Below are 26,739 nucleotides of genomic sequence, written 5' to 3'. Positions count from 1 at the left end.
GATGCGGGCTCAGCTCTTGGCTTTGTTCTGCAGATAGCGTTCCGCGCCAATGTCCTTGATCAGGCTGAACTGGGTCTCCAGCCAGTCGATGTGTTCTTCCTCGTCGTGCAGGATTTCCTTGAACATATCGCGGCTCACATAATCGGCAACACCTTCGCTGTAGCCGATTGCATCGCGCAGATCTTTCACCGCATCGATCTCCAGATCGAGATCACCCTGAATACATTCCAGCACGTTCTCGCCGATCCGCAGCTTGCCCAGATGTTGCAGATTAGGCAGCCCATCGAGGAAAAGAATGCGTTCGATCATGTGATCAGCGTGCTTCATTTCCTCGATCGATTCCTTGTACTCGTGTTCGGCCAGCTCCGTGTAGCCCCAGTCCTTGAACATGCGGTAATGCAGAAAATACTGGTTGATTGCGGTCAACTCGTTGTAGAGCACCTTGTTGAGGTACTCGATAACCTTGGCATCACCTTTCATGGGCGTCTCCGACTGGCCGTTCAAACATGCCGACACTATACAAACGCCGATCGCCAGGTGGTTGAATGGGAATGGCTATGGTTTGCTTGTGCGTTGGACGCAGGAAAGTGAGCTTTCAGGGATGCGACTGAGTTCGATCCAGAGCCGGGGTAACCGAAAAGCGCCGATCAGGCCGCGACGGCAGGCCACTGAACGAGAGTCTGATGTTCGACAGCTTTGGCAAGCGTGGCGCGAGCCATTTGCTCGCAGCATCCGCAACAGTCAGAGCAACCCGTACGCGCCTGCAATTCGCTGAAAGACTGCACGCCATCGGCCGCCTCGCGGCGGATGTCATGGTCGGTAACGGCGTTGCACAGGCAGATATACATGAGCCTATGAGAACGCGAATGCGAACGATTGTCAACAATCAGTCACTGCGGGATGCCCTATGCGGCTTCGCACCCCTTGCGCGGGCCACCAGACGATGGGTCGTCATTGTTTCGTGGCGGCAGCGTACCGAGTTGCAGGCTGCACAGGCCTTCAACCAATGGCGCAAATTGCCGCAATGCGCGCTCGTAGACTTCCCGCTTGAAATTGACCACATGCGCCGCGGGGTACCAAAAGTCGACCCATCGCCAGAGATCGAACTCCGGCTTGTCGCAGGCATCCAGTTTGAGTGCGTCCTCACCACCCACCAGCTTCAGCAGAAACCAGACCTGTTTCTGGCCAATGCAGGTAGGGCGCTGATGGTGTCGTACATAGCGATTGGGCAACCGATAACGAAGCCAGCCATGGGTGGCCGCCACCACCTCGACATGCTGCGGTGCCAACCCGGTTTCTTCTTCCAGCTCGCGGTACATCGCTTCCAGCGGTGTCTCGTCCGTCCGCATGCCACCCTGCGGGAACTGCCAGCCGTCGCGGTTGATTCGGCGCGCCCAAAACAGCTGACCATCCGCATTCAGCAGAACGATGCCTACGTTGGGGCGATAGCCATCAGTGTCGATCATCGGGCCTCCTGGTGCCGTGCCGTGCAATGTGCGCAGGCACAACCTCTCCGGTTCTGTGACTGATTCAACCACAGCGCATCAAGATGCAGCAAGCGCCGCACTTGTACCGACCGGCAGACGCCATTACACTTCCGCGCCCTGCCGAGGTCATGCTGATCCGGTATAGTGGGCAATCCCATGGCTATGTAGCTCAGCCGGTTAGAGCACAGCACTCATAATGCTGGGGTCGGTGGTTCGAGTCCACCTATAGCCACCACCGTTCCGCCAAGCGTTCATACGCCTAGCGCTCCGAGCATCTCCGCACCGTTTAGCCGAAGTGCTACAGCGAGTGCTACAGGACATGCTACAGAGACGAGGGAATTTCTTTACCTCCCGCATCGTTGTCCCTCGTGATCTTCAGGGCCTATTGGGCCGCGTGGAGATCACTAGAAGTCTGCGGACGACCGACCTGCGCGAGGCTAATCGCAAGAACTTGCTTTGGGAGCCGCATATCGGCACCCTTCTCAGCCGTTTACGAAAGCACGGCAGCTCCATGAAGCAAGGCGAACTAGAACAGTTGACGCAGCGTTACCTCGCCGCGTCCTTCGATGAGATTGAGGATCGTTTGGCGCTCGATTGGACGCCAGCTGGCCTTGAGGAGTACTCGTCGCAGCTCAATGAACTCTGCCATGACATATCCGGCGCCCTTGCGCATGCCGATACGTCATCCACGATAAGTCTTGCTCGTGAGATGGCGCCTGATGATGATGACCTCTCTCACAGGAAGCTCGCTCGAAGGCTCATTGAGGTCCGTCTAACTGCTGCTATGGCAGAGTTGCGTGCCGTTGCCGGTGAGCCGCTGAGGCGTCCAGAGGCAGCACAGAGGGCACCCGAAAGTCCTGTGGCGACCGAGACAAGTCCGAAGGTTTCGGAGATGGCGGCAATGTATGCGGAGGAGCGAATCTCTCAAGGTCGCTGGTCGCCCAAGACCGCCAAGCAGAGCGCAACCATCTTCCAGTTGATCGCTGATCTATTGGGAGACCCACCCATCGGTGAAGTCACCAAGGGGCACATTCGTCAGCTCGGTCTAGACATCACCAAGCTGCCAAGCAATATGGTCAAGAGGTATCCGGGTCTGACCGTCGCGGATGTTCTCGCCAAGACCGAAGGTGATGCCTCCGTAGTGCGGCTTGAGCCTCGCAGCGTCAACAAGAATTACCATCACGTGCGGACGCTGTTCGCCTGGGCTGCCGAGCACGATCACATCGCCCAGAGTCCCGCTGCGATCTTGCGAGAGGTGGAAGAAGGTCGCCCGCAGGACGCCAGAAAGGCCTTTGTAGATGCCGATATCACCGCACTGTTCAGCGAGATCGCCAAGAAGGCCAAGGAGCCGTATGGACTTTGGGTTCCCCGAATCATGGCGTTCACAGGATGCCGCATGGGTGAGGCTGCTCAGCTGCGCAGAGGCGACGTCCGCATCGAGCAGGGAGTGCCCATCTTCGATTTCAATGAAGAAGCGGATGAGAAGAACTTGAAGACAGATGGGAGCATGCGGCAAGTCCCAATCCATCCGCGTCTCCTTGGGCTTGGCATCATGGCGTTCGTCGCGGGCTGCCCGGATGGATTCCTCTTCCCTAAACGTGTTCGCCATACGAAGAACCCGGAGCGGTCTAATACCGACCTTTTGTCCAAACAGCTCAATCGGTGGCTCCGCGCTGCTGGTGTGACCGATCCTCGGAAGAAGGTGCAAAGCTTTCGGGGGACGTTCACGACGCGGATGAAGGAACTCGGTGTGCCGGAATACCATATCGCCGAGATCGTCGGTCACGAGAACGACAACATAACAACGGGACGTTACGGCAAGCGGAGCAACCTAGCGACGTTGCGGGAGGTTGTGGCTCGGCTTGTCCTACCGATCTGATGCCGCTCAACAGACGTGCGTCGTTCGCCTCTAATCAATACGCAGGTGTTCGCAAGCGAATGCGGTGTCCTCGCCAACGATCCGCAACACCCGTCCGCGGCTCACGGGATGCTTGTGCAGCTCAGTGACCTCGGTGCGCCCATCAACGCGATCACGCTCCCACCGTTTGTGCGTGCCACCGGCCATTCGATGGATCAGCTTGGCCACCTGCACACGCCGGTATTCGTCATGACGATCCGGCTGCGGGTCATCGCGTAGCCGTAGGTCAACCACGAGCCACGCGGCCAGCACTTCCAGCGGATCGACCTCTCGCTTCCGCAGCTGTGCCCAGATCGCTCTCGCTCGTTCCCCAGGAGACTTGCCGGGCAACCTAAAGGCCTCCACGGGCGCCCCTGCGGCGCCATATAGACGACGCACACCCGCGATAGCCAAGCGCACGCTCTGGTCGTCGCCATGCGCCCTGAGCCAAGCCAGCGCCCCCGCGCGATACGGTCGCAACTCGCCCGCACCGTAGCTGCGCTTCACGTAGCTCCCGTGGCGTCGATAAAACTCGATGTGCTTGCGGCAGTAGAGCCGATTCAGCCCCTCGCCACGGTCGGCCGTGGTGCCGTTGGTACACGGATAGACTCGGCAGCGCTCGTAGGCGTCTTGGGGATTCGTGAGGCGGTGACGCAGATCGGCCAGTCGTTGTTGGCGGCTATGTGCACTGGGCATTAGTCCGATATTCCAGCGATGGGGACTTCATGGCCCCCACTGAAGGGGAACACAAGGTGATTCATGGGTAGAGCAGGAGAAGAGTGGTTATCTCCCTCCTCTTCCTTCCCCCTAGTCCCTTGGGTATCACCTTCCTCCCTCTCCTTCATCTCACTCCTCCAGTCTCTCCCTTCGACCTCCACCACACCGATGACACCAAGCACTTCATGGAAGCTTTCCTCCATCACCCGCTTGGCCGTCTCCCGGTGAGACCATCCGACCAGCACACAGTCATGGATGGGTAAGGCCACGATGCCTAGTGACTGGAGCCTCCGCAGGGTGCGGATAAGAATCTCGCTCTCATCTCTCATGAAGCGAAGACCGCTCGCGGAGCCGAACAAGGAGACGATGGGTGCGTGATAGCGCTGGATGGCGTCGAGCACTCGCTCGAACTTCCAGCTCCTGGGCATCTCCCCGCGTGTCCCCTTCGGAAACCGACGGGGCATCGTGTCGGCGCTGAGCAGTGCGTTGACGATCTTCTTGGTTTCGCTGCGGTAGCCCTCCAGGCCCCATATGGCATAGAGGTCGCCCCGTGGCGGCTCGACGCCGATTTGGGCATATGCCATGCGTAGAGCGGATTGGGCGAAGTCCAGTGAGGCCACCGCCTGATCATCAATGATGATGCTGTCGATCCGTAGCGTGCTCTTGGCGTACTGCCAGAAGCCACCGTAAAGTCGCCCGCCAGCGTCCAGTGAGCCGTTGTTGAAGATGCGTTTGAGGGCGCGTTGCCCGACGTCGATCTTGTCGGCTTTGAAGTCGCCCAGCCACCACAGGGAGGCCCCTGCGATCCACGCATTGATCGCGGTCATCTCGTCACGCATGTGAGTGACGCGGTCGCTGTCAGGCAAAGGGAGTTTGTCGGCGATGAAGGCAACCTTGCCATTCACGAGCCGCTTGGTCTTCACCGAGCGCAGCTCCAGGGGATCACCAAGAAGCTTGGGGTCACGACTGAAGTGTTCGATGTCCAAGCCCAGCTCATCCGCACGAGCCTGAAAGGCCTCACTGGCCCGGATGGTGGACCGCACGCCCGTGTAGGGATGTGGGTCGCCCACACGTAGCTCCAGGACATCGACCGCGGGCTGCGCCAGCGACTTCACGAGGACGGCGAATTGCTCGGTCATGAAGGGGGCGCGTCGCTTGCCGTTGGACAGCGCGGCCTTCGACAGTTCCACCGTGAGCCACCCCGTGGGTTCGAGTGAGCACCGGTGAACCAGGTCGCAGATGAGGGCCGATAGGGCGCTCTCGTGGAGGGCTTGGTCGGTGGCTTTGCGCTTCTTGCGGCGGTTCTCCGCGGCGCTCAGCTTCTGCATGACCTCGGCGATGAACTGGTGCGCCTCCTCGGTGACAGGTGTGCGCGAGGGATCAAATCGCCGGTCCTTCGGCAGTACGGTTTCGGTCGTGGTCGTACGGGTCATGTCAAAACTCGACACCCCTCACAGCCTTGCGGAAGGACGGGCTAACAGGTGCGTAAGGATCACTGCCCGGACGGGCTATGGGGTGCGCACAGTAACCGTAATAACTTACGAATGCTAGGCGGTCACGCCTTCGTGCGGCTAGGGTGGTTCGTGCACGCGTCTGGACTGGCTTCATGTGTCGCGGCGCCCACGTCACATGCCGCCGCGCTGCGGATCGACTCGCTCAAAAGCGAGGGAGAAGGTCTAGGAAATACCTGAAGACTTCGTCGCCGCACGATGGCACTATCAACAGTCAACGAAGGGGGCAGCGCAGCGCAGAGGGATCGTGGGTCGGAGAGGGTTGAGCGAGCCGTCATCACACACGCGACCGGCTATAAAATCGTCTGCAAATGTCGCTCTCGCACCCTTGGCATGCGGTGCGCGAATCTTACCAACCAGTTTGCGGTACATGGGGAACCCAATGGACTTTGTTCGAAGCCTGCGGCTGGTGCTTCGTATCAGCAGCCGTAAGTGAACCTGCTCCCGTTTGGTTTAGTCACTGGTAAGAACATTTGGTTTGCATAGGGCGCTAAAAGGGAAATTCGATGAAGCATGGAATCGCAGCAATCTTGATGCTGTGCATAGGTCTTTTTGGAAGCGGCCTATCTACTTACGCAGAAGCACAATCCGCACAGCCTCCCTATCCTTTTGGAACCTATCCAAGTCGTGCAGTGGCCCTGCACGCCTGTTGGGCGAACATGCCGTTTGCTATCGAATATATGAGTACCTCATATACGCCTCCGGATACGGTTGTTAGAGAATGGTGTACTGAATTTGGCATGCCTGACAATGCCATGTTCATGGAAGTGCTTCCCACGATGATCTGGTTTCAGCCCGCGCGTAACCCCGATCAAGGAAGTGGGTATAGCCTACCAACGGGTCAATTTCCTGTTGTTTACGGGGTCACATTCAACTGCTCGAACCCCAGTCGCCCAACGAGTAGTCCTTGTGTCAGTTATAACCCGGTAAAGAATCTGGGTTGCGGCTGCTCCAAATCGCCCACCAATCCCTACATTGGCGAGCCAATCAATGTCGCCACGGGCGACACCTATGTAGAGCAAGAAGATTTCGCCCAAGGCGATCTTTCGCTGCGTCGGTATTACAACAGCGACCCCAATGTGCGCGCCGCACACAGTGGGTTGCAGTGGCTGAACACGTACGATCGAAGTCTCTTGTTCTCTGTGGCTACTACCAATACAGCCACTGACACCCCACTGTCACCCGCTGAAGTGATGGCGCAGCGTCAGGACGGGCAGGAATTGGTGTTCAACAAGGTCAACGGAGTGTGGAAGAGTGATGCCGACATCAATGATGTCCTGACAGAGGTGGATGACAGCAACGGTTACGTGCTGTCTTGGACCTTGTTTGACGCCACCACACGAAGATACGAGACGTATTCGTCCATGGGGGCGCTGCTCTCGGTCGCAGATGCCAGTCATGTCCTGCTTACCCTGACATATACCGATGGAACGCAACAGTCGCCGACAGGCTCCGCTTTGCCGGTCGGCCTGCTTTGGAGCGTCACGGATGCAAATGGCCGTACCCTCACCTTCAATTATGACGGCCAGCAGAACTTGACGCTCGTCACAGAGCCTGACGGTGGCGAGTTGCAGTATGGCTACAACACGGCTGACGACCTGATCAGCGTGACGTACCCAGGCGGCACGCAGCATCAGTATCTCTATGACGAGGCCGCCTACAGTGCGGCGGGTAGTAATCAGAACAAGCTCACCGGCATCATCGACGAGAGCAACAGCCGCTATACCACCTTCGGCTACCAGGCGGACGGCCGCGCCATCTCCACCCAGGAAGGCAACGGCGCGAGTCTGAACTCGGTTAGCTATGCCAGCAGCGGCACCGCCGCCACCGTGACCTATCCGCTCGGCCAGCAGGCCGCGGCCACGTTCATCGAGCCGCAAGGCACCGCCGTCGTAAGCGCCATGAGCGCCCGCTGTGGCGAGCAGTGCAGTCAGCAGTACCAGTCACAGACTTTGGATGCCAACGGCTATCCGGCGACGGCCACCGACTTCAATGGCAATATCACGGCCACCACCTACGACAGCAACGGTCTACTCGATCAGCAGGTCGATGCTTCCGGGACCAGCAGCCAACGCACCACCACGACCACCTGGAACACTACCCTACGCTTGCCACTCACGCGCACGGTGAGCAACGCCAGCGCTACCGTTGTCAGCAATACGCAGTGGGTCTACAACGCCACCGGCCAAGCCCTGGCTAGTTGCGACATCGATCCGACGAATAGCGCTGCATCGGGATATGCATGTGCCGCCACCGGTACCGTCCCTGCGGGCGTACGCCGCTCCACCTACACCTACTGCACTGCCGTTGATACCACCCAGTGCCCCATCGTGGGTCTATTGCTGACCGCCACCGGTCCGCGCACCGATCTAACGCAGACCACCAGCTACAGCTATTACATGACCAGCAGTGCCACGAACTGCGGTACGCCCGGTAGTGCCTGTTACCAAGCGGGCGATCTATATCAGATCACCGATGCCATCGGTCACGTCACCACCTACGCGTCCTATGACGGCGCGGGACGCGTCACGCGCATCACCGACCCCAACGGGGTCAACACCGATATGACCTACACACCGCGCGGCTGGCTGGCCTCGCGCAGCGTGGGCGGCTCGGCCACCACGTTCACGTATATGCCGTATGGCAACGTCAAAACCCTCACCGATCCCGACGGCATCGTGACGACGTTTGGCTATGACGCGGCGCATCGTCTGACCGACATCACCGACGCGCAGGGCAACGATATCCACTACACGCTGGATGCGGCCGGCCACAAAACCGCGGAGCAGATCAGCACGGCATCCGGCACCGTCGTGCACAGCCTGTCGCGCAGCTACAACGCACTGGGCCAGCTCACCGCCGTGATCGATGGCCTGAACCAGACCGTCTTCAATGCGGGCTACAGCGATAGCTACGACGCCAATGGCAACCTGACGCACAGCGCCGATGGCCTAAGCATCCAGCGCCAGCAAAGTTACGACGCGCTCAATCGTCTGGTCTCCACTCTCGACAACTATAACGGCACCGACACCGCGACGGCGAACACCACAACGACGACCAGCCAGGATGCGCTGGACCGCATCACCAACGTCACCGACCCCGCGAGTCTGGTCACCAGCTACACCCATGACGGACTCAGCAACCTCACCGCGCTGCGAAGTCCTGACAGCGGCAGTAGCACCTCGACCTTCGACGCAGCCGGCAATGCACTGACCCATACGGATGCTAAGGGCGTGGTGGCGACATCCACGTACGATGCCCTCGACCGTAAAACCAGCACCAGTTACACGGATACCACGGCCAACGTCACTTATACCTACGACGAAGCCAATAGCGTCACGGGTTGTACGGTCTCTGCACCGATCGGTCGGCCAACTCGCGTGGTGGAGAACACCGTCAGTACCACCTACTGCTACGACGCGCGCGGCAATGTCATCCAGAAGACGCAGGTGGTCTCGGGGACGACCGACAGCACCTCCTACAGCTACACCGCCGCGGATCGGCTCAGCGGCGAGATCACACCCGATGGCACGGTGATCAGCTACGCCTTCAACAGCAATGGTCGCATCAGCGGTGTCCAGGTCACACCCAGCGGCAGCACGTCCGCATCGCCCGCCGTGGTCAGCAGTGTCACCTGGCTGCCGTTCGGGCCGATCAGCGGCTACACGCTGGGCAACGGTCAGGTTGTGACGCGCACCTACGATGCTAACTACCGACTCACCGATCTGACGAGTCCCGCCTTGGCGCTGCATTTTGGCCTGGATGCGATGGGCGATATCACAGCCCTGGGCAACGCCCCCGGTGCCAATCCCGCCACCGAGAGTTATCAGTACGACCCGCTGTATCACCTCATCAGTGTCACCAACAGCAGCGGTGTACTGGAGAGCTATACCTACAATCCAACCGGCGACCGGCTGAGCAAGACCGCTTCCGGTCTAGCGACCGGCACGTACAGCTACACCAGCGGCACGCATCAGCTGGCCAGCATCGGCAGCGCTCCCCGCGCCAACGATGCCAACGGCAACACGACCGGTAGCGTGATAGGCGGCCAGACCTACGGTTTTGCTTACGACTCACGTCAACGCATCGCACTCGCCCAGGCCAACGGGGCCACGGTCGGAACTTACCTCTACAACGCCCTCGGACAGCGGGTGTACACGTCGGCCACCAGTCTGCGCTTCGACTACGACCAAGCCGGACACGTCCTCGCTAACTATGGTGCGAGTAGTCGCGACTACATCTGGCTGGATGATCTGCCGGTGGCCACCGTGGACAGCACCATCAATGGAAGCGCGATGAGCAGCACGGTTAATTACGTCATTGCTGACCAACTCGATACGCCCAGAGCGGTGATCAACAGCGCGGGCACACTGATCTGGTCGTGGGCCTATGCGGGTAACCCCTTCGGAGAGCAACAGCCGACATCGACGGGATACACGCTCAACCTACGCTACCCCGGACAGTGGTATGACGCCGAAACGGGAACGGCAGACAACGGCTATCGGACCTTTGAGTCTTACCTGGGGCGCTATGCGCAGACTGATCCGACCGGCTTCAATGGCGGTATCAGCACGTATGCCTATGTCGGCAATAATCCGTTTAGCTTTGTCGATCCCAGCGGTCTTGCCAGACATAAGCCAGATAGTCTTTATTGCCAGAACTTGGCAAATAAAATCAAAAATGTTTCGGGCGCCTTGGACAACAGGTGGCAAGAACTTGATTCAGACAAGGATACCTTAGAGGAATATAAGGGGCCTGGAGAATCTCTTTTTTCGACCCGCAGAGGACATAGGACATTAATTAATAAATACGACCGTAATTTACGGGATCTTCAAGATAAATACGACGATGAGTGTGGACCACCTCCACCGCCGACGATGTGTCCTGCTTTAAGCCCCAACGAATCGCCAGAGCCTAGCAATGTGCCGAAAGTCACCCCGCTAGACGAGGCGCTACTTTTGCTCTTAGGCGCTGGCGCGTGGCTGATTGCGAACCCACAAACGTAAGTATTAGGAAGTTGATAATGAATAATATCCGGCTTGCTTTGTATGAAAATAAAACTACTGGCGCAAAGAAGTTTCTCGAGAGGCAGGCGTCTTTATATGAAGATGAGACGCTAGCACACGCATTGGTGCCAAACGAATGTGTTGCATTAATTGTCGAAATAGTGTCTGTTAAAGAGTTATTTTCTAAGCCAGGAATAGAGATTTTTTTGGTGAAGACATATTCTGATATGGATCGTTTAACAGAAGAGCAAAAAAAAGAAATATTAGATGCTGCGTATTCTCATTTTCATGAGTACGAATTCGTAGAATTTTGTTGGGTTCTATGTGATCTTATCGCTCGATGCTATAGCCGCGCTGAGGCCATGCATTTTTTTCGTAAAGTATTTGATACAGCGTCAGCCCAAGGAAAGAAGGGTGTTGCGCTTGGTCTGGATATTATTTATCGCACATCGCAGCGCGATCCGAATTTAAAGAACGAAATAAGCAAAATTCTGAAAGTCGAAGCGAGTGATTGATAGTGCATGGAGGAAAATTGATGAGCACATCATCGCGTCGCGTCATTGCCACGCGTCGGCTCACTTACGCATACAGGAAAGATTCGACGAGAAGGGCCATAGAATCACTCGTGCGCAGTTGGGTTACCGAGACGGTTCAATAGGTTCCTCACAGAAGATTTGTGCCAGCGGCCGCCTCGCGGGGTCAGCATCCCGCGCTCGTTGAGCGCTTCGGCCACTGCGCCAAGACTTGTCATGCCTTCTGACGCAAGAGAGTTGATGACTGGCTGAAGGTTCTTGGCGTGACTATCCGCAGCGACGCGAATAGCCGCCACTCCTGCCGCATTGCCTTTGTCCGCACGCTTGAGCGCAGCGGCTCCATTAGGGTTCCCCAGACGCACCCCACGGGCCTTGGCGGCAGCTAGGGCCTCCGTGGTGCGACGAGAGATCGCCTCACGTTCCTGCTGAGCCACTAGGGCCATGATGCCCACCGTGAGGTCATTCGCGTCCGGCATGTCGGCTGCAATGAAACGCACGCCGCTGTCACGGAGCGTGAGCAGGAAGGCGGCATTGCGGGAGAGTCGATCTAGCTTGGCGATCACCAGCGTCGCCCCGGTCACCTTCGCGAGATGCAGGGCTTTCAGCAACTCAGGCCGACTGTTGAGCTTGCCGCTCTCGACCTCGGTGAAGGTTTCGATGACCTTGCCGCTCCGCTGGACCGCATAGGCCTCGATGGCGGCGCGCTGAGCCTCTAGTCCTAGCCCGCTGATGCCTTGTTGCCGTGTGGATACCCGCAGGTAGCTGACGATTTTCATGGAGTGCCTGATGGGTACAAGATGGTCTAACGCTCGTTACGCCATTCTGTACTATATCGGATAGACAATCAACGAACGGTCGAATAAACCGAGGATGCCATGCCTTGATGTCCGAAAACCTGGCATCCAGGCCGGCCAAGGTGGGCGATGGCTAGCGAGAAATGATTTGACACGTTCTAACGACCGTGTGTAAAACGTGGTTTAAGTGTGGTTGAAATCTGTGTGTAACTCTCCAAGTAGGTATAGACTCGCTGACCCATGGAGAACAATGTGATGTCCACAGCAGCCCTTTTCAGCAATCTCCCTCAGGGTGATCCCCTCGGTTTCGGGATGGGCGCGCAGTTCCATCCGGAAAAGGTAAGAGATTTCCTCCAACTCAAGAAGGAGGAGGTTTCGCGCCTAGCTGATGTGTCGATCAATTCGGTGCGATTCGACGCCGCGATACCAGCCGCCGTCCTTGAGCACTTCGAGGAAATCGCCGTTACCTGCAACATGGTCGCGGAAGCGTTTGGTGGCGACGCGGATAAGACCGCCCTGTGGTTCAGGACCAAGAATCCGATGCTGGGTGATGTCTCGCCCCGGGACATGATCCGCCTGCGCCGCTTCGATCGCCTGCGCCGCTTCATCATTGGAGCCATGATGGACAGGACGTCGATGGTGCAACAAAAGGAGCTCTATTCTTCCGAGGTCTCTCGTTGAGTGTCTAAGTACCGCAGACCTCAGGCGCCGCCTCTGCACCCTCCGATGGGGCTCATCACCACTACCGATCGGGTTCCCGGCCTTCTGGAGTTGGATCGCTTCTCCGAAGCAGATCTCGATCGATGGAACACTCTGTCCAAAGACCTCGATGAACTCAACGCTATCCTGTACTCAGGTGTCGAACCCCAACGACAGAGGTATCACGCCGACCTGATCGGAGCCCTCCAATCAGTGCCGCACACCCCAATGGATTTCGCCGGCTGGGTGCGCATGGTGACGTTGCGTTACGCGGACGGCCCGCTCTCGACCGCTGGCAGCCTGAAAGGCTTTGGTGGCCGGTTCAATATCGGTGCGGACGTCGACAATGCGATTCGCTCGCCGTGGCCAGCCCTGTATATCGCCTCCAATCAAGAAACCGCCTACAGAGAAAAATTTGGCATGGCCAAGGACGATCGTATCGACGGATTGAGCGCGGAGGAGTTGACGCTCACGCCCGGCGGCAGTTACACGGCCGTCCGCCTTGACGGTCACTTGGAGTTGGTGTTCGATCTGGCTCAGGAGGGAGCCTTGGAGCCGGTTTGCAAGGTGTTGCGCAAGATCAACCTGCCCGTGGAAGCCGTCAAACTGCAAAAGCGACTCAAGATACCCGGCCCTCCCGCCACTATGATTCGAACTGCGGCTCGCTTGATTCATGAGGTTCTGGTCGTTAACTGGCGTGTCTTGCCTGCCCAGTTCGGAAATCCGGCAGTTAGCCAGATTCTGGCGGGATTGATTATTGACGCGGGCTACGAGGCGATCCGCTACCCGTCAACGAAGAGCGACGGCGAATGCGTAGCGGTATTCCCGCACCGGCTGGCGAGCGATGCGACATTTGTAGAGCTAGCTGACGAAGCGCCAGCGAGTGTGCGTCATACACGTCTTCACCTGGGTACCGTCGATGAACTCTGTGGCTGGGAAGTGCTGCCGAGCCATATGCGACCGGCGCGCGCCTAGATGCCGGCAGCGCTCTCAGCCCAGGTATTCGAGTCCACTGCTAACTCTCGAAACTTAAGAGGGGCGGAGGGGGATTCCGCGCGTTCAGGCGTGATTGATGCCCTAACGGAAATTTGTGCCGCCAAATTTCCCCGAGGCGCTCCCGAGTCACGACAAGTGCTACAGCAAGTGCTACAGAGGCTGCTACAATCTCAATAATCCGAACCGTGGGAAGCCGCGGGGATGCTCAGTTCTATGGTTGGATGGTGGCTATGCTTCCCCTCCACCTATAGCCACCATTTCAGGCGTGTATTGCTCCGCCAACCCACTCCGGCACGCGGGCGTTTGCGATGCAGATCTTCAAGGTATTTCAGCTGGAGGCAGCGCATAAGCTGCCGAATGTGCCGGCAGGACATAAGTGCGCGCGTCTGCATGGCCATTCGTTTCGCATTGAAATTCACGTGGCGGGCGAGCCGGATCCTGCGATGGGATGGGTCATGGATTTCGCCGACCTCAAGACGGCGTTCGCTCCGCTTTACGATCAGTTGGATCACCATTATCTCAACGACATCGAGGGGCTAGAGAATCCCACCAGCGAAATGCTCGCCCGCTGGATCTGGCAGCGACTGGAACCGCGTCTAGCGGGATTGGACAAGGTCGTCGTGCATGAAACCTGCACCTCGGGCGCGACCTGCAGCCGGGCCAGTTTTTGAGTCGACATCCTGACGTAAAAATATGACCTTCATGGTGCCGAACTGAGTCGCGGCAGTAGCTGAAGTGTGCCGCACTGCAGCGCAAAATCTTCACGTTACAAGTCTCGATGCGAGAGTTGCGCGGTTGTCGTCTAGCAGGAGCGGCTGATATACTTTTCGGGATTGGGATCGTGGCCCGTAGCTGTAGCGGTGCCGCCTGGTGTAAACCGTGCGGGGACCTTACTTGCTAAATAGTCTTGCCTCCGGTCGACGTCTAGCCTTGCGCACCGTATTGCTGCAGCTTGCTGTAGCCGTGTTGGCCGGCCTTGTTTTTTTGACGCTGGGGCGTCGTGAAGCGATGTCAGCCGCTATGAGTGCGACATTCGTGGCGCTCGGCACCATGCTGTTCTCGATGCGATTTTTTAGCGGATTGAACGGTGCGGGTATGGCTTTCAGCCGGTTGATCGCGGGCGTGATTCTGAAATGGTTCGTGATCGTCGGGGGGCTGTTTTTGATCCTGGCTAAATTCAAGCTGCCACCGCTCGCCGCCATTACGGGGTTGGTGGCTGCCCTCGCGGTTTACTTATTTGCATTCAGATTCAAGGGTTGAGACATGGCAGGCGAGCCGCAGGGCGGACTAACCGAATACATTCAGCACCACTTGACGCATCTCATCCCGATGAATGTCGAAAAGGGTGCGTTTTGGGCGGTGCATATCGATTCGGTCAGTGTCTCGCTGGCGCTTGGTGTGGTGTTCTGCCTGCTGTTCTGGCTGAAGGCACGCAAGGCGACGGCTGGTGTGCCGGGCCGCGGGCAGGCGTTCGTCGAGATCGTGCTCGAGTTTGTTGACGGTCAGGTCAAGGACGTCTTCCACGGAGATCGCCGCGTACTGGGGCCACTCGCGCTGACCGTGTTTGTCTGGGTACTGCTGATGAACGCGATGGATCTGCTGCCGGTGGATCTGTTGCCGCTGATCACGGAAAAGTTCGGTCTCGGCCACTTCCGCTCCGTGCCGACGGCTGACATCAACATGACGTTCGCGATGTCGCTGACCGTCTTTGTGCTGATCATCTTCTACAGCTTCAAGGCCAAGGGTTTTGGCGGCTACATGCACGAGCTGTTTACCGCGCCGTTTGGCGCGAATCCGCTGCTGTGGATCCCCAATTTTCTGCTCAACGTCGTCGAACTGCTTTCCAAGCCCGTCAGCTTGGCGATGCGACTGTTTGGCAACATGTATGCGGGCGAGCTCGTGTTCATGCTGATCGCCGGATTGTTCAGCGCCGGCAGCTGGGTGCTTTATGGCATGGGCATCATTGGTTACACCGTGTGGGGCATTTTCCACATTCTGATCATCGGCATTCAGGCGTTTATTTTCATGGTGCTGACGATCGTGTACATCTCGATGGCGCACGATCACCATTGATTGCAGTTTCCGCATCACTCATTTAATCAAATAATTTTTCAGCTTCAATTTGCCAGGAGACCACCGTGGAACATCTCGTTCAATTTGCACAAATCCAGGGCTTCACCGCCATTGCTCTCGGCCTGATCATCGGTTTTGGTGCGCTCGGCGCCTGTATCGGTATCGGCATCATGGGCTCGAAGTTTCTCGAAGCTGCTGCACGTCAGCCGGAGCTGGTTCCGCTGCTGCAGGGTCGCATGTTCCTGCTGGCTGGTCTGATCGACGCGGCGTTCCTGATCGGCGTGGCGCTGGCGATGTACTTCGCCGTGGCGAACCCGCTCCTGGGCAAGGTTCTGTCGGCTGCAGGCGCAGGCCAGTAAGTTTCATGTTCCTGGCGCGCCGCGTTTGCGGTGTCGCCGTGTATCCGGCGCGGGTGTATTGATATCCGTACCGGTTTCATTCCGTATCTACAGGTAACGCAGCGATGGATTTCAACGCGACCTTGATTGGCGAAATGCTTTCGTTCGCCATCTTGATCTGGTTCTGTGTCCACTTCATCTGGCCGCATCTCACAAAGGCTATTGAGGATCGGCAGGTCAAGATTGCCGAAGGTCTCAATGCGGCTGAGCGTGCGCATGCTGAATTGCGTGAGGCTGACACCAAGGTTGCCGCTGAAATCAAGGTAGCCCGCCAGCAGGCGACCGAGATCATCGACAAGGCCCAGCAGCAGGCCAATCAGATCATCGAAAAGGCTCGCGCCGAAGCGGTGGTCGAAATCAACCGGCTGAAGGCTTCCGCGCAGGACGATATCGCCTCGATGGCGCAGCGTGCGCGTGATCAGCTGCGTGAGCAGGTGGGTGCATTGGCCGTGCAGGGCGCCAGCAAGATCGTGCAGCGCGAGGTCGATGCATCGACGCACAAGGCGTTGCTCGACCAGCTCGCGGCCGAGATCTGATCGATGACCCAGGCAATCACCCTTGCCCGTCCCTACGCTCGGGCTGCTTTTGAAGTAGCGCACGCGGCTGGGTCGCTGGATAGCTGGTCGCAGTCGCTGGCGTTCGCGGCGGCGGTTTCGGCGGATGCCCGCGTGGTCGATCTCGACAATGATCCCCGGGTCAAGCCCGAGCAGATCGTGGCACTGCATTTGCCCAATGGCGCCTCTGCTGATGCGCCGTTTGCACAGTTTCTGGCCGAGCTGGTCGAAAACCGTCGGGTCACGTTGTTGCCTGAAGTGGCCGGACTGTTTGAAGCCTACAAGCGCGAATCCGAGTCGCAGTTGCTGGTCAAGGTGACCAGCGCGATGGCGCTGGATGCCTCTCAGTCCGAGCAGCTGAAGGTGTCGCTCAAGCGCCGCTTCAAGCGCGAGATTGAACTCGAGACCGAGGTCGATGCGTCGCTGCTGGCTGGTGTGGTGATCGATACCGGTAGTGAAGTGATTGACGGTTCCGCCCGCGGACGTCTGGCCCGTATGGCCAGCGCGTTGGCAGTTTAAGTTTTACGCGAAGTCCTTTTCGCGGAAGAGTAAAAGCCGGCCATCCGTGGCCGGACTCTTGAGAAAACAAAATTTCAGGATAACGACCATGTCCAGCACCACTTTGAATCCGTCTGAAATCAGCGAGCTGATCAAGACCCGCATCGAGCAGTTCAAGCTCGGCGCCGAAGCACGCAACGAAGGCACGATCATCAGCGTGTCCGACGGCATCGTGCGCATCCACGGCCTGGCCGATGTGATGCAGGGCGAAATGATCGAGCTGCCGGGCAATTCGTTTGCGCTGGCGCTGAACTTGGAGCGCGATTCCGTCGGCGCCGTGGTGCTTGGTGAATACCAGCATCTGCGCGAGGGCGACACCGCCAAGACCACCGGGCGCATTCTCGAAGTGCCGGTCGGCCCGGAGCTGCTCGGCCGCGTCGTCGACGCGCTGGGTAACCCGATCGACGGCAAGGGTCCGCTCGGTGCCAAGCTCAACGCGGCGATCGAAAAGGTGGCGCCGGGCGTGATCTGGCGCAAGTCGGTCGACCAGCCGCTGCAGACTGGCTACAAATCGGTCGACGCGATGATTCCGGTTGGCCGCGGTCAGCGTGAGCTGATCATCGGCGACCGCCAGACCGGCAAGACCGCGCTGGCGATCGACGCGATCATCGCGCAGAAGGATTCCGGCGTTAAGTGCATCTACGTCGCCATCGGCCAGAAGCGTTCGTCGATCGCCAACGTGGTGCGCAAGCTGGAGTCGCATGGCGCGCTGGCCTACACCATCGTCGTGGTTGCTTCGGCCTCCGAGTCGGCGGCGCTGCAGTATGTGGCACCGTATTCTGGCTGCGCGATGGGTGAGTATTTCCGCGATCGCGGCGAAGACGCGCTGATCGTGTATGACGATTTGTCCAAGCAGGCCGTGGCCTATCGCCAGATCTCGCTGCTGCTGAAGCGCCCACCGGGTCGCGAAGCGTATCCGGGCGACGTGTTCTATCTCCATTCGCGTCTGCTCGAGCGCGCATCGCGCGTGTCCGAGGAGTACGTCGAGAAGTTCACCAACGGCGAAGTGAAGGGTAAGACCGGTTCGCTGACCGCGCTGCCGATCATCGAGACCCAGGGCGGCGACGTGTCGGCGTTCGTGCCGACCAATGTGATCTCGATCACCGACGGCCAGATCTTCCTGGAAACCGACCTGTTCAACGCCGGCATCCGTCCGGCCGTGAACGCCGGTATCTCGGTGTCCCGCGTCGGCGGTGCCGCGCAGACCAAGATCGTCAAGAAGCTGTCCGGCGGCGTGAAGCTGGCACTGGCACAGTACCGTGAGCTGGCCGCGTTCGCGCAGTTCGCCTCGGATCTGGACCCGGCCACGCGCGCGCAGCTGGATCGCGGTCAGCGCGTGACCGAGCTGATGAAGCAGGGCCAGTATTCGCCGCTGTCGATCGCCGAGCTGGCGCTGTCGGTGTACGCGGCCGAGAAGGGCTACCTCGATGACCTGGCGGTCAACAAGGTGCTCCCATTCGAGAAGGGTCTGCACGCTTTCATGCATCAGAACCACGAAGAGCTGATGACCAAGATCGTCGCCACCGGTGACTGGAACAACGAGATCGAAGCCGTCTTCAAGTCGTCGGTGGACGAATACAAGAAGACCGGTAGCTGGTAAGCAGAAATCGGAAACAGGATGCGGCGCCGAGTCGCCATCCGGTCCCACGAGCGAGCAGAACGAGCGGATAGAGCATGGCAAGCGGACGCGAAATCAAAACCAAGATCAAGAGCACGCAGAACATGCGCAAGGTCACGCGCGCGCTCGAAATGGTCTCGGCGGCGAAAATACGCCGCGCGCAGGACATGATGAAGGCCTCGCGCCCGTATGCCCGTTCGATGCGCAAGGTGATTGCGCATGTAGCCCAGGCCAGCACCGATTTCAGCCATCCGTTCCTGACCCAGCGCGAGAACATTGCGCGCGTGGGATACATCGTGGTTTCGACCGATCGCGGCCTGTGCGGTGGCCTCAATTCCAACCTGTTCCGCCGACTGCTGCCGGCGATTGCCGAATGGCACAAGCAGGGCGTGGAAGTGGACGTGGTTGCCGTTGGCCAGAAAGCGATTTCGTTCTTTCGTCGTATCAAGGGTGTCAACCTGATCGGCAGCGTCAGCCATCTCGGCGAAAAGCCCAAGCTCGAGCAGTTGATCGGCGTGATCAAGGTGATGATGGACGTCTATACGTCCAATGGCCTGGATCGGGTATTTCTCGCCTATAACGACTTCGTCAACACCATGACGCAGAAGCCCACCATCGATGCGTTGCTGCCACTGCCGGCTGTGGCGGCGGAGATGGAAAACACCGATGGCGTGAAGCTCGAGCAGACAAACGAGTGGGACTACATCTACGAGCCCGACGCACAGACTGTGCTGGAGCATGTGCTGGCTCGTTACGTCGAGTCGCTGGTGTACCAGGCCGCGCTGGAGAATCTGGCCAGCGAACACGCGGCGCGCATGGTTGCCATGAAGAGCGCATCGGACAACGCGAACAAGGTAATCGACGAGTTGACGCTGATCTACAACAAGGCGCGTCAGGCCGCGATCACCCAGGAAATTTCGGAAATTGTGGGCGGCGCAGCGGCGGTTTAACCAGCCGCCGCGATAACTAAATAATTGGCGACGCGTAGCGGCGCCGCAACAGAAACTTGAAAGATCCATCCGGAGCAGGTTCATGAGCCAAGGCAAAGTAGTTCAGATCATCGGTGCGGTTGTCGACGTGGAGTTTGCCCGTCACGAAGTGCCGCAGGTCTATGACGCACTGAAAATCGACGGTACCGAGATCACGCTGGAAGTGCAGCAGCAGCTCGGCGACGGCATCGTGCGCTGCATCGCGCTCGGTTCCACCGACGGCCTGCGCCGCAACCTCGTTGCGCGCAACACCGGTGAAGGCATCAAGGTGCCGGTTGGCAAGGCCACGCTCGGTCGCATCATGGACGTGCTGGGCAACCCGATCGACGAAGCTGGCCCAATCGGCGAGCAGGATCAGTGGGTGATCCACCGCGAGGCGCCGAGCTACGACGACCAGGCGGCCGCCAACGACCTGCTGGAAACCGGTATCAAGGTGATCGACTTGATCTGCCCGTTCGCCAAGGGCGGTAAGGTCGGCCTGTTCGGTGGCGCCGGCGTGGGCAAGACGGTCAACATGATGGAGCTGATCAACAACATCGCCAAGGCGCACGAAGGCCTGTCGGTGTTCGCTGGCGTCGGTGAGCGTACCCGCGAGGGCAACGACTTCTACCACGAAATGAAAGACTCGAATGTGCTCGACAAGGTCGCAATGGTCTACGGCCAGATGAACGAGCCGCCGGGCAACCGCCTGCGCGTGGCGCTCACCGGCCTCACCATGGCCGAGTACTTCCGCGACGAGAAGGACGCCAACGGCAAAGGCCGTGACGTGCTGTTCTTCGTCGACAACATCTATCGCTACACGCTGGCCGGTACCGAAGTGTCCGCACTGCTCGGCCGTATGCCGTCGGCCGTGGGTTACCAGCCGACACTGGCCGAGGAAATGGGCGTGCTGCAGGAGCGCATCACTTCGACCAAGACCGGCTCGATCACCTCGATCCAGGCCGTGTACGTGCCCGCGGATGACTACACCGATCCGTCGCCGGCTACCACCTTCGTGCATCTGGACTCGACCGTTGCGCTGTCGCGCGAAATCGCCAGCCTGGGTATCTACCCGGCCGTCGATCCGCTGGCTTCGACCAGCCGTCAGCTCGATCCGCTGGTAATCGGCGTCGAGCACTACGAAGTGGCCCGCAAGGTGCAGGGCACGTTGCAGCGCTACAAGGAACTGAAGGACATCATCGCGATTCTCGGCATGGACGAGTTGAGCGAAGAAGACAAACAGTCCGTCACGCGTGCGCGCAAGATCGAACGCTTCTTCTCGCAGCCGTTCCACGTGGCTGAAGTGTTCACCGGTTCGCCGGGCAAGTACGTGCCGCTGAAGGAAACCATCCGCGGCTTCAAGATGATCGTCGACGGCGACGTGGATCACCTGCCCGAGCAGGCCTTCTACATGGTCGGTGGCATCGACGAGGCAATCAAGAAAGCCGAAGACATGGGCGCCAAGAAGGCGGCCTGATTTCGCGGGGCGGCTTCATGCCGCCCACCGCTCTTGCATTCGGAACCTGAGTCATGACCAATACCATTCGCGTCGACATCGTCAGTGCCGAAGCCGAGATCTTCTCCGGCGACGCGACGATGGTCATTGCCACCGGCGAGCTGGGCGAGCTGGGCATTACGCCCCGCCATGCGCCGCTGATCACCCGCCTCAAGCCCGGTCATGTCGACGTGGTGCTGGACGGCGGTGAGCGTCAGCAGTTCTACGTCTCTGGCGGCATTCTGGAAGTGCAGCCGCAGGTGATCACCGTGCTGGCCGATACGGCGGCCCGCGCGTCGGATCTGGACGAAGCCGCAGCGCAGCGCGCCAAGAAGGAAGCCGAAGACGCCCTCGCGCATCGCACCGAAGCGGTCGATATTGCCGAGGCCCAGGCCAAGCTGGCTGAGGCGATGGCGCAGCTGCAGGCGCTGGAGCGTTTGCGCAAGAATCTCAAGCACTGAGTTCGTGACTGTTTCGTGGAAATAAGAAACGCCGGCCTTGTGCCGGCGTTTTGCCATGCGTGCGTCTCTTCACCATCGGTCCTTGCCAGCACACGGACATTCGCACGACTAGAATGCAGTGACTCGCACTGCGGACCGATCACCATGAAGCTCCATTACCGCCGCCACCTGGCCGTGCTGCTGATCGTTATCGTGCTGCTGTTGGTCGTGCGGGCCGTGCTGCCGTACGCGGTGCGTCACTATCTCAACACCCGCATGGACAAGATGGGCGACTACCACGGCCAGATCGCCGATATCGATCTGCACCTCTGGCGCGGCAGTTACACGATCAACCAGCTGAGCATTGTCAAGGACACCGGCAAATTGCCAGCGCCGCTGTTGGATGCCCCCCGCACCGATATCTCGCTGAGTTGGAGTGCGCTCACTCATGGCGTCTTTCGCGGCAAGGTGACCTTTACCCAGCCGACAATCAATTTCTTCGATGGAGGCAGCCAGGGCGACAGCCAGACCGGCAAGGGCGTCGACTGGCGCGATCAGCTCAAGCTGCTGGCGCCGATGCGGCTGGACGAGATCAGTGTCATCAACGGTGCGGTCACTTTTCAGAGCTTCGTGTCGAACCCGCGTGTCGATCTGAAGATGACCGACGTTAACGGCACGGTTACCAACCTCACCAATATTCAGCGCCGCAATGGCAACCGCGTCGCGGAGCTCCACGCTACCGCGAAGATCTTCGGCGGCGCGCCGTTCGAAACTCAGGCGACGTTCGACCCGTTGCAGCAACTTGGCGATTTCTCCTACGAACTACGCGCTACCAATATCCAGCTGGTGAAGGCCAATGATCTGGCGCGGGCTTATGCCGGCCTCGATTTTGCTGGTGGCACCGGAGATTTCACGATGGAGCTGCAGGCCAAGGATGGGCGTCTGGACGGCTACGCCAAGCCGCTGTTCCATAACCTGCAAATATTCAGCTGGAAGCAAGATGTAGAGCAGGAAAAGAAAAGCCCGCTCAAGATCGCCTACGAGGCTGTCGCCCAAGGTGTGGTTTCGGTGTTCAAGAATCAGGAGAAAGACCAGTTCGGCACCCGCGTGCCGATCTCCGGGCGCATTGGCGACAAGCACACCGAGCCATCGCAGGCGATTCTGGGCATTCTGCACAATGCGTTCGTCCAGGCGTATACGCCGCAGCTGGAAAAGCTGAAACCGACCAGCGATGCACCGAAAGAGTAGTGAGAGCAGATCTTGATCAATGCCGCGGCTGATCCAGCCAATACTGGTGGTCAAAAGCAAGAGCAACGCGCCGCGGAAGACCGACTATATTCTTCGCGGTCCATAACCCTGAATAACGTGGTGCTGTTATGCCAGAGCAAACCTTGCACGTAATCATCCTTGCTGCCGGCGAAGGCAAGCGGATGAAATCCAGGCATGCCAAAGTAATGATGCCGCTGGCAGGTCGGCCACTACTGGCGCATGTGCTAGTTGCTGCGCGCGCGTTGCAGCCGGTAGCTATTCACGTCGTTTATGGGCATGCCGGTGAAGAGGTACGGACGGCATTCGCTGATCAGGCAGACCTGCACTGGGTGTTGCAGGCCGAGCGGTTGGGCACCGGCCACGCGGTCGAGCAGGCGCTGAAGCGGATTCCTGATGGTTCGCAGGTGCTGGTGCTCTATGGCGATGTACCGTTGATCCGCACCCAAACGCTGCAGCTACTGGTGCAAGCTAGCGGTGTGCTGCGCCTGCTCACGACGCGTCTCGATAATCCGCATGGCTACGGTCGCGTCCTTTGCGATGCTGCAGGACAGGTCCTCGAAGTCATCGAAGAGAAAGATGCCAGCGATGGCCAGCGCGCGGTTGACCTGGTCAATACCGGCATTCTCGCCGCCGAGTCGATGGCGCTGCGTAGCTGGATCGCCCGGCTCGATCGCAACAACGCTCAGGGCGAGTACTACCTCACCGATATTTTTGGTATGGCTGCGCATGAAAACCGTGCTGCACAGAGCATCGAGTGCGCCGATCCGGTCGAGGCGGCCGGTGCCAACGATCCATGGCAACTCAGCGAACTCGAGACGCACTTCCGTCTTCGTGCGGCTCGCGCCTTGGCGCTCGATGGGGTGCGTCTGGCCGATCCGACACGCGTTGATGTGCGCGGTACGGTTACTGCTGGCTGTGACGTCGAGCTTGATATCAACGTCATCCTTGAGGGCAACGTGGTGCTAGGTGATGACGTGCGCGTCGGTGCATTCAGCCGGCTGAAAGACGTGCAGCTCGCCGCCGGTACCGTGGTACATCCGCATTGCGATATCGAGGGTGTAGTCACCCATGGTCCGTGCATCATCGGCCCGTTCGCTCGCCTGCGTCCCGGCACCGAACTGGCCAGCGGCGTGCATGTCGGCAATTTCGTCGAGGTCAAGAAAACCACGATCGGCGAAAACAGCAAGGCCAACCACCTCAGCTATCTCGGCGACAGCATCATCGGTCGTGGCGTCAACATCGGTGCCGGCACCATCACCTGCAACTACGACGGCATCAACAAGTCGATTACCCGCATTGAAGATGGCGCCTTCATCGGCTCCAACAGCGCACTGGTCGCGCCGGTGACCATCGGCGCCCAGGCCACCATCGGCGCGGGTTCTGTTATCACCCACGATGCGCCCGAAGGCGAGCTAACTCTGACACGCGGGAAGCAAAGCACACTGCGTGGCTGGAAGCGGCCAACGAAAAAATCGAAATGAGCAACCTATCCCTAGGATCGTTTGATGTACTCGATAAAGACTCTTGCGTATTCGATGCGATGGGTGACGCTCGCCGTATGGCTGATGCTGATGACGCCTATTTTGCTGGCTGCCGATGCCACACCCACGTTGAACGGGCCACCAACCCACTACAATTCGGTCGAGGGAAAAGACTTCCGGCTGACACCTGCGCATCCGAAGGATGCCGCCGGTAAACGTGTGACCGACCTGCCCGCTACGCGCATCGACGTTTTTGATGGCTTTGGCGAGTGGGAACAAACCGCCGATGCGGCCTTGCTGATTTTCGACCAGGCCATACCCGCTGCCCTGCGCAGCCAAGTGCAGTTGTTTCATGCCAATGCTACCGGCTGGCTGCTGGTTCCGCGGGGATGGCGGGTACGTCGCGCTGCCGTCGGCGTGGATGGCACGCTGGCTTTCAGTTTCATCGCCGCGAATGGTGTCGCGAATGGCTGGATGACGTTGTACGAGATTCCGGCATGCCGGGGCTGCATGTATGGCGCGGCGGACGGCTTGTTTCCGGACGCACACAAAAAATTGGATGCGCTGATCAGCAACACAACGCCCGAGCGCGTGCTGATACCCAAACCCGATGTTTTCAACCGTCCCGACTCTTGCACAGCGAACCTCGGCTACAGCTGGCCGCACTCGCCGCCGATCCGTGCCTTTGTGGTGTTCGACGAAGCGGTCGATGACGACCCATACTTCAGCGAGCTGGATCTGGCGCTTCCCGCCAGTCAGTCGAAGTTGGCGAATTTTCTACTGAGCGGTTATCGAACGCGCCAAGGCATTTGCGGCACCGGCCATCATGGCCTCACAGTTCAGGAATAGCGCCATCCATCAATCTCCACTAGCAGCTCGCGGCGGCAGATATCGCCGTGCAGCAGCAGCACCGGTACGCCGGGCAGACGGCGGCGGAAGAAGTCGCGTACGCGTGGGGCGTCGATGGTGTGGCGCACGTAGGCTTTGAGCGGCGAGTGGGTGTCGAAGCCGGCGGGCATGTCAGCGCTGGCGAGCAGGGCTTCGAGGTTCAACAGGGTTTCGTCGAGCTGCGCATCCAGATCGTCGTTATGCGCCGATGCGTGGCCGACCACTGCCGCTGTGCCGGAGATCGCCAGCACATCCTGCGCGGGCAAACTCATGGCGCGGGCGAAGCTCGGTGGCGTGCGGCCGTACTGACGCGGATAGCGCCAGGCACTGACCTGACGAGGATTTTCCACGCGTGCGCCGGGCTGATCGCAGGCCAGCAGATAGACTTGCAGTCGGTGTGCCGGACCGTGATGGCCGATCGCGCTGGCCGCAGGGAAACCCTCGGCGAAAAACGCGCCCATACCGGCGGCGCGACCGTCGCAGAATTGCTTGTAGCGCTCGGCATCGCCCGCGCCCTGATTGATCGCGTCCAGGTAATTCCAGATGCGCAACACGTGCTGCTCGCTACGCTGCTGGATGAACTGGCGCAGTTGCGCATAGGCGCTGGATGCAGCGCTTTCGGGGCCGCCGTGTTCGCGTTCGTCGAGCTCGATCGCGGCGAACAGCCAGCCGCCGCCGGCTGACCAGCGCAGGGCGCCTTCAGTGCCGCAGTTCACCGGTGCATCGACCTGCCAGATCTCTAGCGGAGCGGGCGCATCAAAGCACTCCAGGGCGACTTGCAGCATGCGCGGATCATTTACGGTCTGACTACCGGCGCCAAAGCTGAGCAAGGCCAGCGTGCCGGCTTCCTTCAGCGTCGAGGCGATATCGCCAACGCGATACGACACGCGCGGCGCGCGGCGCATAAGCGGGCCAAACTGAGGCTTTTCACATCCCTGAACCATGTGGCGCAACCGAGAGCATTAAGGTCGCTATGTTACACTCCGCGACCACTGCCACCGGGGGGAGGCAATGAATCACGACGACGGAATCGAGCATGGCAGAGCAGACAGCGGCGGAACACGAATTGGCCACATTGGTCGTGGAATGCCTGAATCTCGATACCGTCACGCCGGATCAAATCGACCCCGATGCGCCGTTGTTCGGTGGTGATCTCGGCCTGGATTCCATCGATGCGCTGGAAATCGCGCTGGCCGTGTCCAAGCGCTATGGATTCCAGTTGCGTTCGGACAATCCCGACAACCGGCAGATCTTCACCAGCCTGCGCACACTGTCGGCGCATGTCGAGCAGAATCGCATCGCAGCATAACGACACCCGTTGCGCGTCTGCCTGCGTGGCCATTCATCGCGGTATCCG

The 26,739-nt window shown here is 59.2% G+C and carries 26 protein-coding genes and 1 tRNA gene; 20 read left to right on the top strand and 7 right to left on the bottom strand.

The annotated features are described in order from the left end of the window. Positions 1-9: 9 nt before the first annotated feature. The 3 genes from bfr to HDE80_RS16145 all read right to left on the bottom strand — a co-directional run bounded on the left by bfr (position 10) and on the right by HDE80_RS16145 (position 1,466). Positions 10-480 (bottom strand): bacterioferritin, encoded by a 471-nt coding sequence (bfr, locus tag HDE80_RS16155; protein WP_184603000.1) that lies wholly within the window; start codon positions 478-480, stop codon positions 10-12. 167 nt (positions 481-647) lie between these two features. After that, positions 648-848: a (2Fe-2S)-binding protein gene (locus HDE80_RS16150; protein WP_184603085.1), complete on the bottom strand. Its 201-nt coding sequence runs from the start codon at positions 846-848 to the stop codon at positions 648-650. 57 nt (positions 849-905) lie between these two features. Next, positions 906-1,466: an RNA pyrophosphohydrolase gene (locus tag HDE80_RS16145; protein ID WP_184672573.1), complete on the bottom strand. Its 561-nt coding sequence runs from the start codon at positions 1,464-1,466 to the stop codon at positions 906-908. Between the two features lie 179 nt (positions 1,467-1,645). On the opposite strand from HDE80_RS16145, the gene HDE80_RS16140 reads away from it, so the two are divergent. Together HDE80_RS16140 and HDE80_RS16135 are read left to right on the top strand one after the other, a co-directional pair. Continuing rightward, positions 1,646-1,722 (top strand) — tRNA-Met (locus HDE80_RS16140). Between the two features lie 276 nt (positions 1,723-1,998). Beyond that, complete coding sequence (locus HDE80_RS16135) at positions 1,999-3,366, top strand: site-specific integrase (RefSeq protein ID WP_184672570.1); 1,368 nt, start codon at positions 1,999-2,001, stop codon at positions 3,364-3,366. Positions 3,367-3,396: 30 nt separating this feature from the next. Here HDE80_RS16135 and HDE80_RS16130 read toward each other — a convergent pair whose 3' ends face one another. Continuing rightward, the gene (locus HDE80_RS16130) at positions 3,397-4,080 is read right to left on the bottom strand and encodes a hypothetical protein (protein WP_184672568.1); all 684 of its coding nucleotides are present in this window, start codon (positions 4,078-4,080) and stop codon (positions 3,397-3,399) included. Further along, positions 4,080-5,534, bottom strand: coding sequence for a hypothetical protein (locus HDE80_RS16125; protein ID WP_184672566.1), 1,455 nt, complete (start codon positions 5,532-5,534; stop codon positions 4,080-4,082). Before HDE80_RS16125 ends, HDE80_RS16130 begins: the two co-directional genes overlap by 1 nt. 818 nt (positions 5,535-6,352) lie before the next feature. On the opposite strand from HDE80_RS16125, the gene HDE80_RS16120 reads away from it, so the two are divergent. Both HDE80_RS16120 and HDE80_RS16115 read left to right on the top strand, forming a co-directional pair. Continuing rightward, a complete protein-coding gene (locus HDE80_RS16120; protein WP_184672563.1) occupies positions 6,353-10,618 on the top strand; it encodes an RHS repeat-associated core domain-containing protein in 4,266 nt (1,421 codons plus the stop codon). A 17-nt stretch (positions 10,619-10,635) separates the two neighbouring features. After that, positions 10,636-11,133 (top strand): hypothetical protein, encoded by a 498-nt coding sequence (locus HDE80_RS16115; RefSeq protein WP_184672555.1) that lies wholly within the window; start codon positions 10,636-10,638, stop codon positions 11,131-11,133. 104 nt (positions 11,134-11,237) lie between these two features. On the opposite strand, the gene HDE80_RS16110 is transcribed toward HDE80_RS16115, so the two are convergent. Further along, positions 11,238-11,927: a recombinase family protein gene (locus HDE80_RS16110; protein WP_184672552.1), complete on the bottom strand. Its 690-nt coding sequence runs from the start codon at positions 11,925-11,927 to the stop codon at positions 11,238-11,240. A gap of 273 nt (positions 11,928-12,200) precedes the next feature. On the opposite strand from HDE80_RS16110, the gene HDE80_RS16105 reads away from it, so the two are divergent. The 15 genes from HDE80_RS16105 to HDE80_RS16035 all read left to right on the top strand — a co-directional run bounded on the left by HDE80_RS16105 (position 12,201) and on the right by HDE80_RS16035 (position 25,343). Beyond that, complete coding sequence (locus HDE80_RS16105) at positions 12,201-12,626, top strand: antitoxin Xre/MbcA/ParS toxin-binding domain-containing protein (protein ID WP_255483844.1); 426 nt, start codon at positions 12,201-12,203, stop codon at positions 12,624-12,626. 45 nt (positions 12,627-12,671) lie between these two features. After that, complete coding sequence (locus HDE80_RS16100; protein WP_184672550.1) at positions 12,672-13,619, top strand: RES family NAD+ phosphorylase; 948 nt, start codon at positions 12,672-12,674, stop codon at positions 13,617-13,619. 329 nt (positions 13,620-13,948) lie between these two features. After that, complete coding sequence (gene queD / locus HDE80_RS16095) at positions 13,949-14,311, top strand: 6-carboxytetrahydropterin synthase QueD (RefSeq protein ID WP_184672548.1); 363 nt, start codon at positions 13,949-13,951, stop codon at positions 14,309-14,311. 259 nt (positions 14,312-14,570) lie between these two features. Further along, positions 14,571-14,900, top strand: a complete 330-nt coding sequence (locus HDE80_RS16090) for a hypothetical protein (protein ID WP_255483843.1) — start codon at positions 14,571-14,573, stop codon at positions 14,898-14,900. Between the two features lie 3 nt (positions 14,901-14,903). Further along, positions 14,904-15,713, top strand: a complete 810-nt coding sequence (gene atpB / locus HDE80_RS16085) for a F0F1 ATP synthase subunit A (protein WP_184602911.1) — start codon at positions 14,904-14,906, stop codon at positions 15,711-15,713. A 65-nt stretch (positions 15,714-15,778) separates the two neighbouring features. After that, entirely contained in the window at positions 15,779-16,072 is a 294-nt protein-coding gene (gene atpE / locus HDE80_RS16080) for a F0F1 ATP synthase subunit C (RefSeq protein WP_007807016.1), read from the top strand. Positions 16,073-16,176: 104 nt separating this feature from the next. Next, complete coding sequence (locus HDE80_RS16075) at positions 16,177-16,647, top strand: F0F1 ATP synthase subunit B (RefSeq protein WP_184672544.1); 471 nt, start codon at positions 16,177-16,179, stop codon at positions 16,645-16,647. Between the two features lie 3 nt (positions 16,648-16,650). Beyond that, entirely contained in the window at positions 16,651-17,184 is a 534-nt protein-coding gene (locus HDE80_RS16070; protein WP_184672542.1) for a F0F1 ATP synthase subunit delta, read from the top strand. 88 nt (positions 17,185-17,272) lie between these two features. Next, the gene (gene atpA, locus HDE80_RS16065) at positions 17,273-18,823 is read left to right on the top strand and encodes a F0F1 ATP synthase subunit alpha (protein WP_184602905.1); all 1,551 of its coding nucleotides are present in this window, start codon (positions 17,273-17,275) and stop codon (positions 18,821-18,823) included. A gap of 74 nt (positions 18,824-18,897) precedes the next feature. Next, entirely contained in the window at positions 18,898-19,791 is an 894-nt protein-coding gene (gene atpG / locus HDE80_RS16060) for a F0F1 ATP synthase subunit gamma (protein WP_184602903.1), read from the top strand. A gap of 82 nt (positions 19,792-19,873) precedes the next feature. Continuing rightward, positions 19,874-21,286, top strand: coding sequence for a F0F1 ATP synthase subunit beta (atpD, locus tag HDE80_RS16055; protein WP_184602901.1), 1,413 nt, complete (start codon positions 19,874-19,876; stop codon positions 21,284-21,286). A 53-nt stretch (positions 21,287-21,339) separates the two neighbouring features. Beyond that, positions 21,340-21,765: a F0F1 ATP synthase subunit epsilon gene (locus HDE80_RS16050; protein ID WP_184602899.1), complete on the top strand. Its 426-nt coding sequence runs from the start codon at positions 21,340-21,342 to the stop codon at positions 21,763-21,765. A 144-nt stretch (positions 21,766-21,909) separates the two neighbouring features. Next, a complete protein-coding gene (locus HDE80_RS16045) occupies positions 21,910-22,992 on the top strand; it encodes a DUF748 domain-containing protein (RefSeq protein WP_184672540.1) in 1,083 nt (360 codons plus the stop codon). Between the two features lie 128 nt (positions 22,993-23,120). Then, the gene (glmU, locus tag HDE80_RS16040; protein WP_184672538.1) at positions 23,121-24,494 is read left to right on the top strand and encodes a bifunctional UDP-N-acetylglucosamine diphosphorylase/glucosamine-1-phosphate N-acetyltransferase GlmU; all 1,374 of its coding nucleotides are present in this window, start codon (positions 23,121-23,123) and stop codon (positions 24,492-24,494) included. Between the two features lie 24 nt (positions 24,495-24,518). Further along, positions 24,519-25,343 (top strand): DUF4850 domain-containing protein, encoded by an 825-nt coding sequence (locus tag HDE80_RS16035; RefSeq protein ID WP_184672536.1) that lies wholly within the window; start codon positions 24,519-24,521, stop codon positions 25,341-25,343. Here the strand turns inward: HDE80_RS16035 and HDE80_RS16030 are convergent. Then, positions 25,334-26,326 (bottom strand): pteridine-dependent deoxygenase, encoded by a 993-nt coding sequence (locus tag HDE80_RS16030; protein ID WP_184672535.1) that lies wholly within the window; start codon positions 26,324-26,326, stop codon positions 25,334-25,336. The two genes, HDE80_RS16035 and HDE80_RS16030, sit on opposite strands and share 10 nt — an antisense overlap. 92 nt (positions 26,327-26,418) lie before the next feature. Between HDE80_RS16030 and HDE80_RS16025 the strand changes: the two genes are divergently transcribed. Next, positions 26,419-26,691: a phosphopantetheine-binding protein gene (locus HDE80_RS16025; protein ID WP_184672533.1), complete on the top strand. Its 273-nt coding sequence runs from the start codon at positions 26,419-26,421 to the stop codon at positions 26,689-26,691. Positions 26,692-26,739: the final 48 nt, after the last annotated feature.

It is taken from the genome of Rhodanobacter sp. A1T4, assembly GCF_014207185.1.
Lineage (GTDB): Bacteria > Pseudomonadota > Gammaproteobacteria > Xanthomonadales > Rhodanobacteraceae > Rhodanobacter.
Note: the sequence above shows the minus strand (reverse complement) of the source record. Positions and strands in the feature narration are given on the sequence as shown.